8 protein-coding genes and 2 pseudogenes are annotated in these 13,896 nt (G+C 53.6%); 4 read left to right on the top strand and 6 right to left on the bottom strand.

Annotation, left to right across the window (positions count from 1 at the left end):
* The first annotated feature begins 18 nt into the window (after positions 1-18).
* The gene (locus tag QMZ29_RS17460) at positions 19-1,551 is read left to right on the top strand and encodes an MFS transporter (protein WP_052133497.1); all 1,533 of its coding nucleotides are present in this window, start codon (positions 19-21) and stop codon (positions 1,549-1,551) included.
* Here QMZ29_RS17460 and QMZ29_RS17455 read toward each other — a convergent pair.
* The 4 genes from QMZ29_RS17455 to QMZ29_RS17440 are packed head-to-tail and all read right to left on the bottom strand — an operon-like array spanning position 1,536 to position 7,183.
* Positions 1,536-2,285: a thioesterase II family protein gene (locus QMZ29_RS17455; protein ID WP_072021619.1), complete on the bottom strand. Its 750-nt coding sequence runs from the start codon at positions 2,283-2,285 to the stop codon at positions 1,536-1,538. The genes QMZ29_RS17460 and QMZ29_RS17455 overlap by 16 nt on opposite strands.
* Entirely contained in the window at positions 2,282-4,678 is a 2,397-nt protein-coding gene (locus tag QMZ29_RS17450) for an ABC transporter ATP-binding protein/permease (protein ID WP_052133495.1), read from the bottom strand. The genes QMZ29_RS17455 and QMZ29_RS17450 overlap by 4 nt, the downstream gene beginning before the upstream one ends.
* Positions 4,671-5,642, bottom strand: coding sequence for an ABC transporter permease (locus tag QMZ29_RS17445; RefSeq protein WP_047571351.1), 972 nt, complete (start codon positions 5,640-5,642; stop codon positions 4,671-4,673). Before QMZ29_RS17445 ends, QMZ29_RS17450 begins: the two co-directional genes overlap by 8 nt.
* Positions 5,639-7,183 (bottom strand): ABC transporter substrate-binding protein, encoded by a 1,545-nt coding sequence (locus tag QMZ29_RS17440; protein WP_282995236.1) that lies wholly within the window; start codon positions 7,181-7,183, stop codon positions 5,639-5,641. The genes QMZ29_RS17445 and QMZ29_RS17440 overlap by 4 nt, the downstream gene beginning before the upstream one ends.
* 155 nt (positions 7,184-7,338) lie before the next feature.
* On the opposite strand from QMZ29_RS17440, the gene QMZ29_RS17435 reads away from it, so the two are divergent.
* From QMZ29_RS17435 to QMZ29_RS17425, 3 genes and pseudogenes are all read left to right on the top strand, one after another.
* Positions 7,339-9,525, top strand: a complete 2,187-nt coding sequence (locus tag QMZ29_RS17435; protein WP_060427494.1) for a TonB-dependent siderophore receptor — start codon at positions 7,339-7,341, stop codon at positions 9,523-9,525.
* Positions 9,526-9,660: 135 nt separating this feature from the next.
* Positions 9,661-11,169, top strand: a pseudogene (locus QMZ29_RS17430) ((2,3-dihydroxybenzoyl)adenylate synthase); the annotation flags it as partial.
* Positions 11,167-12,516, top strand: a complete 1,350-nt coding sequence (locus QMZ29_RS17425; RefSeq protein ID WP_282995240.1) for a salicylate synthase — start codon at positions 11,167-11,169, stop codon at positions 12,514-12,516. The pseudogene QMZ29_RS17430 and the gene QMZ29_RS17425, both read left to right, overlap by 3 nt.
* Before the next feature lie 706 nt (positions 12,517-13,222).
* Here the strand turns inward: QMZ29_RS17425 and QMZ29_RS17420 are convergent.
* Positions 13,223-13,450: pseudogene (locus QMZ29_RS17420) on the bottom strand (DUF1525 domain-containing protein); the annotation flags it as partial.
* Positions 13,451-13,692: 242 nt separating this feature from the next.
* A partial coding sequence (locus QMZ29_RS17415; protein ID WP_283225785.1) for a hypothetical protein occupies positions 13,693-13,896 on the bottom strand: 204 nt, incomplete at its 5' end.

Here is a 13,896-nt window from a genome sequence, read left to right as displayed (position 1 = left end):
AAAACAAGGAACAACGGCATGTTGATGAATGAAGAACAGGCAAAAAATCGTAGATGGACCACACTGGTGGCCGCATTGAGTGCTGCTATCATGACGCTGGACATCACGGTCGTGAATATTGCGCTACCAAAAATAGGTGAAGGTTTCCTTACCAATCTCGCACAGTTACAGTGGGTAATTAATGGATATACCCTGAGCTTCGCCGCCTTGTTATTGCTGGCTGGCGCCATCTCCGACCGGTTGGGTCGGCGCCCGATTTTTTTGTGTGGTAATGGATTATTTGTTTTGGCTTCATTGGGCTGCGCAATGGCGCCTACCATCAATGCGTTGATCGTTGCCCGTGTACTCCAGGGCGCTGGCGGTGCCATGGTCTTGGGGACTGCGCTGGCACTGATTGCCAGTGCCTGTGAGGGTGAATCACCCAAGGTTCGCACCAGCGCGGTGGGGTTATTTGCCGCAGGGGGAGCCGTGTCAGCAGCAACTGGTCCCCTGATTGGCGGCATACTCATCCAATGGGCCAGTTGGCCATGGCTGTTTGCCATCAACATCCCCGTCGGACTACTGATCATTTTTCTCACCCTGCGCCATGTTGATGAAAAACCCGTACCCGCACCGCGTTATCCTGTCGATGTCGCTGGCGCGGTTTTCGTCACTCTCAGCCTGTTTAGCCTCAACTACGCCGCACTGAACTTTTCATCTGATGCCACTCCCTTTGTCCGCCTCGCACTGCTCATCGGGATCGCTTCGGCTTTATTGTTTTTATGGATTGAGGCTCAGCGGGGCGATCACGCCCTGCTGCATTTACGTTTGTTTCGCATCCCTACGTTCCTGGCGGCAATCCTGCTCAGCTTTGCAGGCCGCATTTTCAGTTTTGGCTTGCTGCCGTTTATTACGCTTTGGCTGAGCGGCCTGTTGCACTATTCGGCGTGGCACACCGGTTTGATTCTTTTGAGTCAGTCACTGGCGATGGTGGTCGCCGCCGGATTAAGTGGTCCGCTTTCAAGACTGATTCCAGTCCGCATAGTGCTGGCAATTGGCATGTTCATTGTGGCTCTCGGTCTGACCCTCAGTAGTCATGTGCAAATCCACAGCGACTGGCTGGTGATCCTTCCGCTGCTGTTGATGCTGGGTATCGGTGCAGGATTAACCATGCCGCATCTGATGGATCTCGCTGTTAGTGTTGTTCCTGCGCGTCAGGCTGGCGCTGCATCGGGCACTGCAAATACGTTCTTCCCGCTCGGTACTGCCGTGGGTATCGCGTTGTTTGGACTGTTACTCAACCATGTGATCCAGCAAGCTTTGCCGCTCTCCCTGTTAAGTGCCTCTGGTATCAGTCAGCCTGCATCAGCCCTTCAGGCCATCAGCAGCGCGCAGTTTGATGTGCTGAATGCCGTGCCCGAACTGCAGCAACGGGCCTTGCAGGCATGGGTAGATGGATTAAACCTCTTATTCCGCGTTGCCGCCGTTGCAAGTGCCCTCGCCGGTCTGGCGGCACTGTGGTTGATTCGTCCGGTACAACCACAGCCGGAACAGACTCAGGACAGTGCCTGAATCGCACTTAAGCGTGCCAGTAATCGTGAAAGAAGTGGCTGTGGGTGTTCCCTGAAGTAAAAATGTCCACCGCAAAAACAGTCCAGGGTGAAACTGGCTGTTGTCCAGCTTGCCCATCCTTCCGCCTGCATCTGATCAAGTTCCGGATCTTCGCTGCCCATGAAGGCAGCGATGGGGCATGACAGCAGCTGTCTGGAACTCAGCTGCCACTGCTCAATCAACGCATAATCCGCCCGCATCGTGGGCAGAATGAGTTCGCGCATCTCGGGTAGGGTCAACAACACGGGATCGGTGCCGTCCAGGCGCAGTAGCTCTTGGCACAGTGCTTCATCATCCTGTTGATGTAAAAGGCCGGGCTGATGAAACTGCGGCGCCTCACGGGCGGAGACCGCCAACAGTTGCGGTGGAGGTAAATCATCGCATTTTAATGCCAGAATCGTTTCATGCGCGACAACGGCTCCCATACTGTGGCCGAAAATAGCCCAGTTCTCGCCAAGATGCGGAGCAATAGCCCGCGAGACTTCCCCCACCAGCTCCGGCATCGTCGCGGGGATGGGATGCTGCCAACGCTCCAGACGACCGGGATAGCAGATCACATTCAATTCAATTTCCGGCGGAAGATGTTCACGCCAGCCGCGATAGAGCCCAGCGTTGCCGCCCGCATGCGGCAGACAAAACAGTTGTAACTCAGGCTTAATGTATCCGCTTAATGTTCGTATCCAGGGGGAAGTCAACGCGTAGTCTCCTCTATGAGTTGCGCTGCTGAAATGAGCCGGGACGTCACTGAATGCGTGGGCCGTGTAAGCAATTCGGAAACGCGCCCCTGTTCGACAACCCGCCCGTGCTCGATCACCATGAGCAAACCGCCCAACTGTACAGGAAGGGTTAAATCATGAGTCACCATTAACAGAGCGATACCCTGCTGCTGTTGCAACTGTTGCAACAGCAGGACCAGCCCCATACGCGTCGGCCCATCTAAAGCACTGGTCACTTCATCACACAACAACACGTCAGGGCGGGTAATTAATGCTCTTGCCAGTGCCACACGCTGCTGCTGACCGCCGGAGAGTTGCGACGGTTTTCGAGTAAGCAAATGGGCCTCAAGCCCGACCTGCGCCATCACGCTGATGACCCTCTGTTCACACTGTTCAGCGCTTAATGTGGGATCGCTAAGACGCAGAGGACGGCGCAGCAGCGCACGCACGCTATAGAAAGCATTCAGGGAGCTGGCGGGATTCTGCGCGACATATTGCAGTTGCCATTTTTGCGACGGGCTGCGTTGATGGATACTGAGAGGCAGCGGCATGTTATGCAGGCTTAAGGTGCCGCTGGCATCAGGTTGTAAACCTGCCAGAATGCGCAGAAGAGTGGTTTTACCGCCGCCGGATCGGCCCGCAATGGTCAGTGTCTCACCGCGTCTCAGAGAAAACTGAAGTGAGGTCAGTGCGGTGCGTCCGCCATAAGCGGCCTCTACGGCCTCAGCACGCAGGACGACCTGAGCAGAGGAGGTTTCCTGCTCAGGAGAGGGACAAGGCAACCAGGCATTGAGCAGGCGCTGACCGGCCTGGGTATCAGGCGTGCGCAAAAATGCCTGAGTGGATTGTTGTTCAACCACTTCCCCCTCTGACATCACCAGAATCCGGTCGGCTATCTGACTCGCCTGTGGTAAATCGTGTGCGACAAACAGCACGCTCATCTGATGTGCGCGCGCAGTTGAGGCGATCCAGTGCATCACCGCCTGGGTACTCAATCCATCCAGCGCGCTGGTCGGCTCATCCATCAGTAGCAAGCCAGGATAGCCAAGCATGGCGGCCACTGCCATCACGCGTTGCAGTTGTCCGCCAGAGATTTGATGTGGATAGCGCCGCAAAAAAGCCGCATCATCGGGCAGCCCCAGTTGACGGAAATGAGACGTCACCTGCTGATCGCGTTGAGCATCTGTGAGTCCGCGACGGGCGGCCATCCAACGTAAATACGCGCCCAGCGTTTGCGAAGGTACCATACTCAGACGGGGATCTTGCGGCACAAAGCCAACGTGCCGGGCACGAAGCTTTCGCAATGCTCGGGCATTGATTGAAAAGAGCGACTGCCCTGCGAGCCATACCTCACCGCGAATGGCAGTTGTGGTGTCGGGAAAGAGCCCCAGTGCCGCACGCAGTAAAGTGCTTTTACCACTGCCTGAAGTACCGACCAGCGCCGCAATTTCACCCCTTTTTATCTGCAGCGAAACGGTGTTGATCAACGTCTGTTCAGGAAGTTCCACGCTAAGCTGTTGAATATTTAGCCTGCTATCGGCAATGCTTTGTGCGTGCGAAAACGAGGCCACCGGAGGCGCATATCTTCTACGCGCAGAAACAAACAATCCATCCAGACTCAGGTTCAGAGGAATAAGCAGCAACAGGATGGCAAAGATCGGCGCGAGGGTTGCCCAGGGTTGAAACGATAACCCCTGACGGTTCTCCATGATCATCAGCCCCCAGTCAGCCAGGGGTTGTTGCGCCGCCAGCCCAAGAAAACTGGCGGTGGCCAAAATAAAAATGGCTGCCAGCAGGCGAAGGCCAATATCTGCACTGAGCAGGGGTAACAGGTTAGGCATGATCTCCCGACAGAGAATCGCTGCCAGTGACTCTCCCCGACAGCGCGCCATGTCGACGTAATCTTGCTGTAATTGTTGCAACGTCGCGGCACGAACCAGACGGAAAATATCGGGCACCATCACCAATATCGCCGCCACCACTGCGGCCGTATAACCGCGCCCGCTAACGGTAACCACCAGTGTCAGTAACAGCAGCCCCGGAATACTGAGCAGGATGTCAGCCAGCGCCAACAACATCCGTTCAATCCAGCGTCCTTTCAGCGCCGCAAGCATCCCCAACAGCCCGCCAAGCAGCCAGGCCAGTAATACGCTCAGGCAGGCCAGCAATAAGAGTTGTTGACCACCGCTGAGCAGGCGGCTGAAGACGTCTGCGCCGAGATAATCTGTCCCCATCCACGCCGTTGAATTTGGCGCAGCAAAGGGCATATCACGTATCTCATCGATCGCATAAGGTGCCAGCCAGGGGCCGATAAGACCTATGAATGCCATCAGGCTGAAGAAAACGAATCCTGCATATGGCCATTTACGCATCGCGCCCTCCCCGGAAAGCAGCGGGGTTAAGCAACGCGGTCAAACTATCCGCGAGGAGATTCAGTAGCACCGTCAGTGTACACATCACCATCGAGATGCCCATCACCACCGGCGTATCGCGCGATAGCGTGGCATTAAGAAGTGCCGCTGCCAGGCCTGGCCAGCCAAACAGTGTTTCTGCAACCAGTGCGCCAGCAAACAGATAAGTGATGTAACGTGCCAGGACCGGTAAACAGTGGCCTAATGCTTCGGGCAGGATCCAGTGCAATACCACGCGGTATTCCGCAATTCCATTCAACCGGGCGCATTCACAGGCTGGAGACTGAGAAGCACGCATAACACCAAGGCGGACCAATTTGATGTTCTGCGCTAACGCGACACTGAGCAGTGTCATTATTGGCAAAATAAACAGTGGCCACTGTGACCACAACGATTGGCCCGGGGAGAGAAGCGAAAGCGCAGGCAACCAGTGAAGCGTTAACGAAAACACCATCACCAACAGTGTGCCCGTCACAAATTCCGGTAACGCCACGAATCCCAGGGAAAGAAGACTGATGCCCCTGTCGATGACACTGCCTGGGTGCAGCCCACAATAGATGCCTAAGCCCAGGGCGATCACCACCAGCAACACGCTGGCGCTGGCCCCTAATGCCAGTGAGGCCCCCCCACGCTCGCGAATAAGCGTACTTACGGATCGCCCGTTTAAGTAGCTGGTCCCCCAGTCACCGTGCATGACACCCTTGGCCCACTGCAGATAGCGTGCAGCTAAAGGCTGATCAAGACCCAGCTGCGCGCGTAACGCCGTCACCTGCTCGCGGCTCCCCGTCCCTGCCAGACGCTGGCTGGCAGCATCACCTTTAACCAGCGACATGGCACAAAAGATCATCACCGAAAGAAGCCACAAAGTGAAAACCGCCTGCGATGCACGCCATAGCAGGCGTTTAATTAAAACCTGACACTTCATGCTGAACGCAGCCAGGCATCACGCAGCAGCGGATAGTCAAAGAAGCCAGCCGCTTTGACGCCAAACACACCTGGTGCAGAAGCGGCAATAGACGGAATTCGCGCAAAGATCGCGTCACCGCCCTGCTGCCACAGGTAGTGCTGGACATCAGCAACACGCTGGCGCAACGCATCACCGCGTGCTGCCTGCATCGCATTCATCAGATCGTCAAGTTGCGGCGTAGCCGGGCCGGTGAATGACCAGGGAGCTGCATGGCCATAATAGAATGGCAACGCAACGGGCAGCGGCATCGGGCGATAAAGATTGGTTTGTAATGGTGTATTCAGCAGCAGGTTAAAATCGCTGTAGTAATCGGCAGCGGGAACGCGGTCCAGTTGCAGATCAAATCCCGTCCCTTTTACCTGGCGTAACAGTAATGTAGCGCTTTCGGCCGTACCGTATTCGTAGTCGCTGGTGCGTATCTTTGCGGCAACAGAGGCTATGCCTGCCTTCTGCAACAGCGCACGGGCACGTTCAGGATCGTAATGGCGGGTAGGCAATTCCCCATTGAACCACGGTTGCCCCGCGCCCAGGGCATCATTCGCGACTTCGCCTAATCCCATGGTCACTGCGCGTACCATCGTTTCCCGGTCAATCGCATATTTCAGCGCTTCGACAACCGCGGCGTGATTAAAGGGCGCCTTACTGAGATTCATACTAAATGCCAGATTGCTCATCTCCGATTTCGGAGAGTGCCACAGTTTCACTGACGGATTAGCTTGCTCTGATCGCGCGGTGAGTAGCGCCATCCCCCCCACATAATCAAACTGCCCCGCTTTCAAACCGTTGAGGCGTGCAGTGGTGTCACCTACGCTGTAGAGGTGAATCTCATCCAACCACGGACCACCGTTTGCCGCATCCCAATAGTCTGAACGCGCCTGCAGCACACTTTTATCCTGTGACCAAGATTTGAGTGTGTAAGGCCCACTCCCCACTGCCGCAGTAAAGTCCTGCGTATTTTCTGGAAAAATAAAGATTGACTGCGCCAGTAATAAATCAAATGAACCCACCGGTTTGTGCAACTGCAATGTCAGTGTGTGATCATCCTCAAGACGTGATGCCGTCAGGTCGAGTGGCTTCAGCCAGCCACTTTGGCTACCCGGCTGGCTCATCCAGGTACGCAGGCTGAACATCACATCTTTGCTGGTGAGTTGACGACCATCACTGAATGTGACGCCCTGCCGAAGTTTTACGGTCCAGCGTGTCGCATCGTGATTAGGATCTGCTGATTCCATCAGGCGCCATACGATACGTTGGTTGTCTACTTCCGCTAATGAATCCCACACTAAGCGTGAACGTACATAGTCGATATTACTGTTGGTGGATCGCAACACATCGGTAGAATCACTGCTGGAACCTGCGAACGCAGCACGCAGTGTTCCCCCTCGCTGCGACTTGGGTTCATCCGCCCATGCCAGCGGTAAAAATCCATTACTGAGCACGATGCCCGCGCCAATACCCATTGTTTTTATCAGCGTTCGTCTGGTTAAACCCTGGTTCATATCCCCGCATCTCCCTTAACGAAATCATTAAATTTCCGCTTCATTAATGATCATATCATATGTTATATCATTACATAGTAATCAACGCTATTGATAATCATTCTCAAAAAAAGCATTAAGAAAACCTTTTGATTTGTATCAGGCAGAGGATTGTTATGGAACGCACCGCTTCGTATTTGGCAGGAAAACAAATCACACAACGCGCAGTAACGGGCCTTTCACTTTCTTTACTCACCCTCGCGTTGCAAAGTGCCTGGGCGCAGCCGCAGCAGAACAGTTCAACAATAACGGTCATCGCACAAGATGAGGAATCACATAGCGGCCGGCTTTCGGCAAAAGAAAGCAGCAGCGCAACTAAAACCACGACACCGCTGGTGGAAACACCGCAATCGATCTCGGTAATTCCCCGACAGCAGATGGATGATCAGAACACGCGTAGTCTTAATGAAGCGCTACGGTATACGCCAGGTGTGGCTTCCGAGCAATGGGGCGGAGTAACCGCATTTGATCAGTTCACTATTCGCGGGTTTAATTACAGCGACACTGGCTATTCCGATGTGTTTCAGGATGGTTTACGCAATACCAATGGCCTGCTCTTTGGTGTGCAGCAGATCGACCCTTTCCTTCTGGAACAGATCGATGTCTTACGCGGACCCGCTTCCGTGCTGTATGGGTTATCAAATCCCGGCGGTATCATTGCACTCACCAGCAAATTGCCGACGAGTGAAACGATTCGTCATGTAGAAGTTGAAGGTGGTACGAAGAATTACGGACGGGTCGGCCTGGACTTTGGTGGGGCAGTGAATGACAGCGGAAGCGTACTCTATCGCTTCGTCGCTACCGGCCATCTCGCCGACGGCATGCAGCAGGGCACGAAACTCAAAGGCTATGCGCTGGCCCCCTCCATCACCTTTAATCCTGATGACAACAACAGTCTGACGCTCTACTCACGTTTTCAGTACGACCCGGATTTAGGGGTGATCACTTCTTTGCCTGCCTATGGCACGGTGTTCACCAACCCAAATGGCAAACTGCCGCGGGATGCTTACCCTGGTGAGCCAAATCACAACACCTTTAGTCGTAAGCAATCAACGGTGGGCTACAGCTACATCCATAATTTCAGCGAAGACTGGTCCACGGTCTTAAAAGGTCGCTATTTCGGCGAAACGTCCAATTATGATGCAGTGATCATGTCAGGTCTGAACGACGATATGCGCACCATTAGCCGCAATACCGCAGTCTCTGACGAGCATTACAACACACTCAATTTTGATAATCAGATCCACGGTTTTTTCGATACCGGTGCATTGAGTCATGAGTTACTGACGGGTGTGGGCGTTGACCATATGCGCGGCCATACTGACTACGGTAGTGGCAGCGTGTCATCTCTTGATATTTATCATCCTGACTATGGTGTCGCCGAATTTGGCCCAACCGCGCTATGGCAGGATAGCCGCGTTTCATCCACGCAAACGGGCGTCTATCTGCAGGACCAGATTGCCTGGCAGCAATGGCGTACCACAGTGGGTATCCGCCACGACTGGAGCAAAATCATCAATAAAGATTTTCTCTACGGCCAGAATTACGAGCAACACGATCAGGCCACCACGGGACGTGTTGGCCTGAATTATCTGTTTAACAATGGCATCTCGCCTTATTTCACCTGGGCGCAATCTTTCCAGCCGGTTGCCGGTCTTTCTCGCGATCAACAACCCTTTAAACCCAGTCGCGGCGAACTCTATGAGTTTGGCGTGAAGTATCAGCCACCGGGTACCACGACCCTGCTTTCTGCCGCTGTGTACAACCTGACACAGGACAAGAGCCTGAGCACTGATCCGGCGAATTCCGCTTTCCAGACTCAGGGCGGAAAAATTCGTGCACGCGGGCTGGAGCTGGAGGCACGGGGTGCCTTAACCGAACAGTTCAGTGTGATCGGTAGCTACACACTACAGCAGGTGAAGTACACCCAGGACACTCAAGGCCGCGAAGGCAAAACCCCACTGCGCGTACCACGGACATTTGGTGCGCTATGGCTGGACTGGCAGGCGCCAGCAGGCACAGAGGTTGAGGGCTTAGGCGTCGCTGTGGGGGGGCGCTTCAGCGGCGGCACCAAAGGAGGAACCATGGACAATCAGTTTAACACCGGGGGTTATGGCCTGATGGATGCTTCAATTCGTTATGAGCTTGGCAAACTCGATCCTTCTTTACGCGGTGGCAAAGTGCAACTGACAGCACAAAACCTGCTGGACCGCAAAGTTGTCGCGGGTTGCTATTCCACCGACACAGGCTGTTTCTGGGGGGCAGGCCGTCAGGTGATTGCCAAATTTAGCTGGGACTTTTGATGTAATTGCCGGCCAGTAGTCGGCAATCCTTTTTCGGCAAGGAGAAAGATGATGAACGAACGTCAACGTTACAGCGCCTGGAGTGACAGTGAGCGTGAACACTATCGACAAAATGGCTATTGGGTCGATCAACCTCTGGGCGAACAGTTACGCCAGTGGGCAATTCGGCAACCCACCAGCATCGCACTGGTGGCAGGAAAGCAGCATCTGAGTTACGCCGGGCTGGATAATCTGGCCGACAGACTTGCTGCGGGATTAGCCGCGCGTGGGATTCGCTCTCAAGATAATGTGTTGCTGCAGTTGCCAAACTGTATTGGCCTCGTGGCAACACTGTTCGCTCTGTTCCGTCTCGGCGCACGCCCGATTCTTGCCATGCCTGGCCAGAAAGCGGCAGACATTGATGCCTTGAGCCAACTGGCAGAACCCAAAGCCTGGTTTTATCCTCATCACTATCTTGGGCATGACTATCAAACACTGGCATCGGATATGGCGGTTAAACATCCCGGTATGCAACGCTGGCCGGTGAATATCCATGACGATGCAGACTCACTGATGACAGCGTTCCAGTCTGAGCCCCAGCCTTTGCCTGCACCGCATGCTGAAGATATCGCCCTCCTCCTTCTTTCTGGTGGCAGCACCGGTACGCCCAAATTGATACCACGCACGCACGCCGATTACTTTTACAACGCACGCCGCATGGCGGAAATCTGCCAGCTTTCCAGCCAAAGTGTGTATCTGGCGACATTAGCTGTGGCACACAACTTCACCCTCTCCTGTCCGGGAGTGCTGGGCACGCTATTCTCAGGCGGCAAAGTGGTGCTAGCGCAAACCTCAGGCTGTGATGAAGTGTTCCCTCTTATTGAGCAGGAGAAAGTCACTTTTACTGCATTGGTACCACCGCTTGTCACCCTGTGGCTGGAGTGTCGGGCATGGGATGAAAGCGACCTCTCCAGTTTGCAATTTATTCAGGTAGGGGGAGCACGGCTGGATAGTCAACTGGCAGCAAAAGTCAAACCCACCTTTGACTGTCAGCTCCAGCAAGTTTTCGGTATGGCTGAGGGACTGATTTGCTGCACACGGCTTGATGATAGCGATGACGTGATTTTACACACTCAGGGTCGTCCGATTTCAGATGCGGACCAAATAAGAGTGGTGAATCAGGATGGACTTCCCGTAGGAATCGAAGTCTCCGGTGAACTTCTTACCCACGGCCCCTATACTATCGGCGGCTATTATCGCGCTGAAGCGCAAAACCTGCAGGCGTTCACACCGGATCATTTTTACCGTTCTGGTGACCTGGTGCGCCTGACCGATGCGGGCAACTTCGTCGTGGAAGGTCGGCTCAAAGAGCAAATTAATCGTGCCGGGGAAAAGGTGGGTTGCGCAGAGGTTGAGTCGTTTATCGCTAATCACCCTGATGTGGCAAGCTGCGTCGTAATTGGTGTTGAGGATGCACGCCTAGGTGAACGTATCTGTGCCTGTTTACCGGGTGATACCCACCTGACACTGGCTGATTTACGTGGCTACCTGCAGCGACAAGGTGTCAGCAATAATAAACTGCCTGACCAGTTATTACCTGTTAAGCGTTGGCCATTAACCGCCGTTGGCAAGATCGATAAGCGTCAGCTGGCGGATATTGCCATGCTTGCCCTGGACAGCAGTGAGTCCAGCCATACCCTCATCCTGCAGGCTGACCCGCTCGATGTCATTTATCACTTGCTGAAGAACGAATCTGATTGTCACATTGCCTATGAGCGCGACGAATGCTGGGATATTGGAATAGGCAGTCAGGTAAAAATCTCACTGTATGGTAATCGTGCTGAACTTACCCTGCCCAACGCGGTGGAAAAGAGCTGGCAAGGTGGTAACTGGCAGACAAATCTGCAACAGGCGCTGGATGCGATTCCCTTTAGCGACTGGCAGGCTTATGGTGTGAGCCATTTCGAGTTCTCACACCTGATACACGATGTGCAGCCAAAACACTTACCTGAGGCAACGCCCCTGCTGACCCTCTTTATCCCGCATGTGCAAATCAAATTAAAGCCGGGGGAAGCACAACTGATCGCGTCTTCTGATCAGGATTTATCGCAACTGGTGAAGCGTGTTCAGGCGGCGGATCGTGTTGCAGTGTTTCCAGAACCTGATGCTCAATGGCAAGCTTCAATCGCCAAACAGATTCGCGAACAGGATGCGCGCGACTACTGCCAGCGCGTTGCCCTGGCAGTTGAAGAAATTCAGCGCGGTGAATATCAGAAAATTATTCTTTCTCGTCGAATAACCCTTGCTGCTCCAGTCGATTTATTAGCTAGCTATCACGTTGGCCGCCGGTTCAATACCCCGGCACGTTCGTTTATTGCCCGATTGAACGGCGATCACTTCATTGGGTTTAGCCCTGAGACGGTGGTTGAAGTCTCTGATTCTGGCGCTGTCAGCACTCAACCACTGGCCGGCACGCGAGCACTTACCGCTGACGAGGCCGAAAATCGGCGATTGCGCGAAGTGCTCAGTAACGATACGAAAGAAATTGCTGAGCATGCGGTGTCCGTCAAGCTCGCCATTGAAGAACTGATCCCCCTATGTGAGAACCATTCAACCCACGTCAGTGATTTTATGCATGTCTCACTGCGTGGCAGTGTGCAGCATCTGGCCTCCCGGATAAAAGGACAACTTCGCAAAGAGTTCAATGCCTGGGATGCCTTTGGCGCACTGTTTCCCGCAGTAACTGCTTCGGGGATACCTAAGCGCTCGGCGATAGAGGCGATTCAGCGGCTGGAGCCGGTCTCACGCGGTGCCTATAGCGGCAGCGTGTTCATGGTCAATAGCCAGGGTGAAAAGGATGCGGCGCTGGTGCTCCGCTCGCTTTATAAGCATGGTCGTGGAGTGGCGTTACAAGCTGGTGCGGGGATTATTGACCAATCGTTGCCTGAGAGGGAGCTGGAAGAGACTATCGAAAAATTACAGTCGGTTAGCCGTTTTATTATTCCTCAGTAAGGTTTGCTCGTGATGAAGGGCCTATGCGGCTCTTCATCAAAAAACTAAAGAGCGATTTCGCGGAAGATGATTTCGGCTTCCAGACGTGTTCATTCAATCGCTGGTCGACGTGAGGCATGAAGGATAAAAGCTGTTTCATGTGCCACCGCACGGGTGCAGTCAATTCTGCAGGCGTGCTAAGGTTTCACCGTACTGTGCGCAATATCTAGCATGTGCGCGCCATTAATGCGCATCTGTTCTATCATGAGACAATCCTGTCTGCTTAACATGGGGTCTCTCTCTTTCCGGTGTAAGAACCTTAAGAGAGCTTATGCAGGAAGGGGTGGACAAAAGTCACAAGGTTCAGCGGTCAATGCTATTCGTACTAGGCACCAGACGCTCGACATCCTCACGCTCATAACTTTTGATGATCGCCATGTATTATTGCTCCAACTCTTCACCCGGACAAAAGCGGTTGTGTATAGCTATCGCACAGTACTGAACAAAGTCAGAAAAGAGTTTTTACCGGTGATGATAGCGTGCCGTTTGGCCAAAGAGGCCGATGTATTGGTTTTGTGCTTCCGTAAACGTCTGCATGATTAGCTCCTTTGGTAAAGGGAGTTCACCCGCAGAGGAAGAGTTCCCCCACGGGGAAAAAAACACCGGGATACCGGTGGCCATACGTTAGTTCTTCAGCAAAAGTCAGTGATTAGCCGGCTGCTGCATTCGGTGACTGTAGTACGGCTTGCGCCTGGCGCTGCGCTTCATCCGGGTTCGACGACAGTGAACCAAACAGCCCCATTTGCAACTGCTTCGGACCGTCAAGATAAATCACGGTCACCGAGACATCATTATTCATCGGGGAATGGTGGGAATCGGTATAGAGTACCCTGCCGGCAAGCACCGTTGTCGGCATCAGCAGAGGAAACAACGTCAGCAACGTGCTGATTTTCATTGCGTGCACTCCTGTGTGGATAGAATCCACATAAGGTGCTACGAGTGGCCAGAAAGGCAGCAAGGAAATCTTTATTGAATTGCAATAATTCTCAATAAACCAACGAATGGATATTTAAAAAATAAAACGCTAGTAACTCTAGGCTTGTAACTCCTATATATCAGTAAACCTTTCTATTTCTCACCTTTCAGCATGAGGCCGTTAGAATAATGTAAAATCCATTCCACCTTTTATGCTTTGGCTTATTCAAAGCGGTAAGACAAGGTGGCGCCGCCACCCCAGTTGCGACCCGGCGCCGGCTCGAAATAGCGGCCGTTGCCTTCGTTGACGATCACCGAACCGACGTAACGGCGGTCGAAAATATTGTCCACCCGGCTGAACACGTCCAGCGCCCAGCGGTTCCAGGTAAAGCGATAACCGGCGTTTACGCCGGCCACGGTGTAAGA

The sequence above is a fragment of the Serratia sp. PF-27 genome (assembly GCF_030053255.1).
Lineage (GTDB): Bacteria > Pseudomonadota > Gammaproteobacteria > Enterobacterales > Enterobacteriaceae > Serratia > Serratia bockelmannii.
Note: the sequence above shows the minus strand (reverse complement) of the source record. Positions and strands in the feature narration are given on the sequence as shown.

Bases quoted from the DNA above. Each gene is read 5' to 3' on its own strand.
- QMZ29_RS17445 (WP_047571351.1), bottom strand. From the start codon at position 5,642: ATGAAGTGTCAGGTTTTAATTAAACGCCTGCTATGGCGTGCATCGCAG.
- QMZ29_RS17460 (WP_052133497.1), top strand. From the start codon at position 19: ATGTTGATGAATGAAGAACAGGCAAAAAATCGTAGATGGACCACACTG.
- QMZ29_RS17435 (WP_060427494.1), top strand. From the start codon at position 7,339: ATGGAACGCACCGCTTCGTATTTGGCAGGAAAACAAATCACACAACGC.
- QMZ29_RS17440 (WP_282995236.1), bottom strand. From the start codon at position 7,183: ATGAACCAGGGTTTAACCAGACGAACGCTGATAAAAACAATGGGTATT.
- QMZ29_RS17450 (WP_052133495.1), bottom strand. From the start codon at position 4,678: ATGCGTAAATGGCCATATGCAGGATTCGTTTTCTTCAGCCTGATGGCA.
- QMZ29_RS17425 (WP_282995240.1), top strand. From the start codon at position 11,167: ATGCTTGCCCTGGACAGCAGTGAGTCCAGCCATACCCTCATCCTGCAG.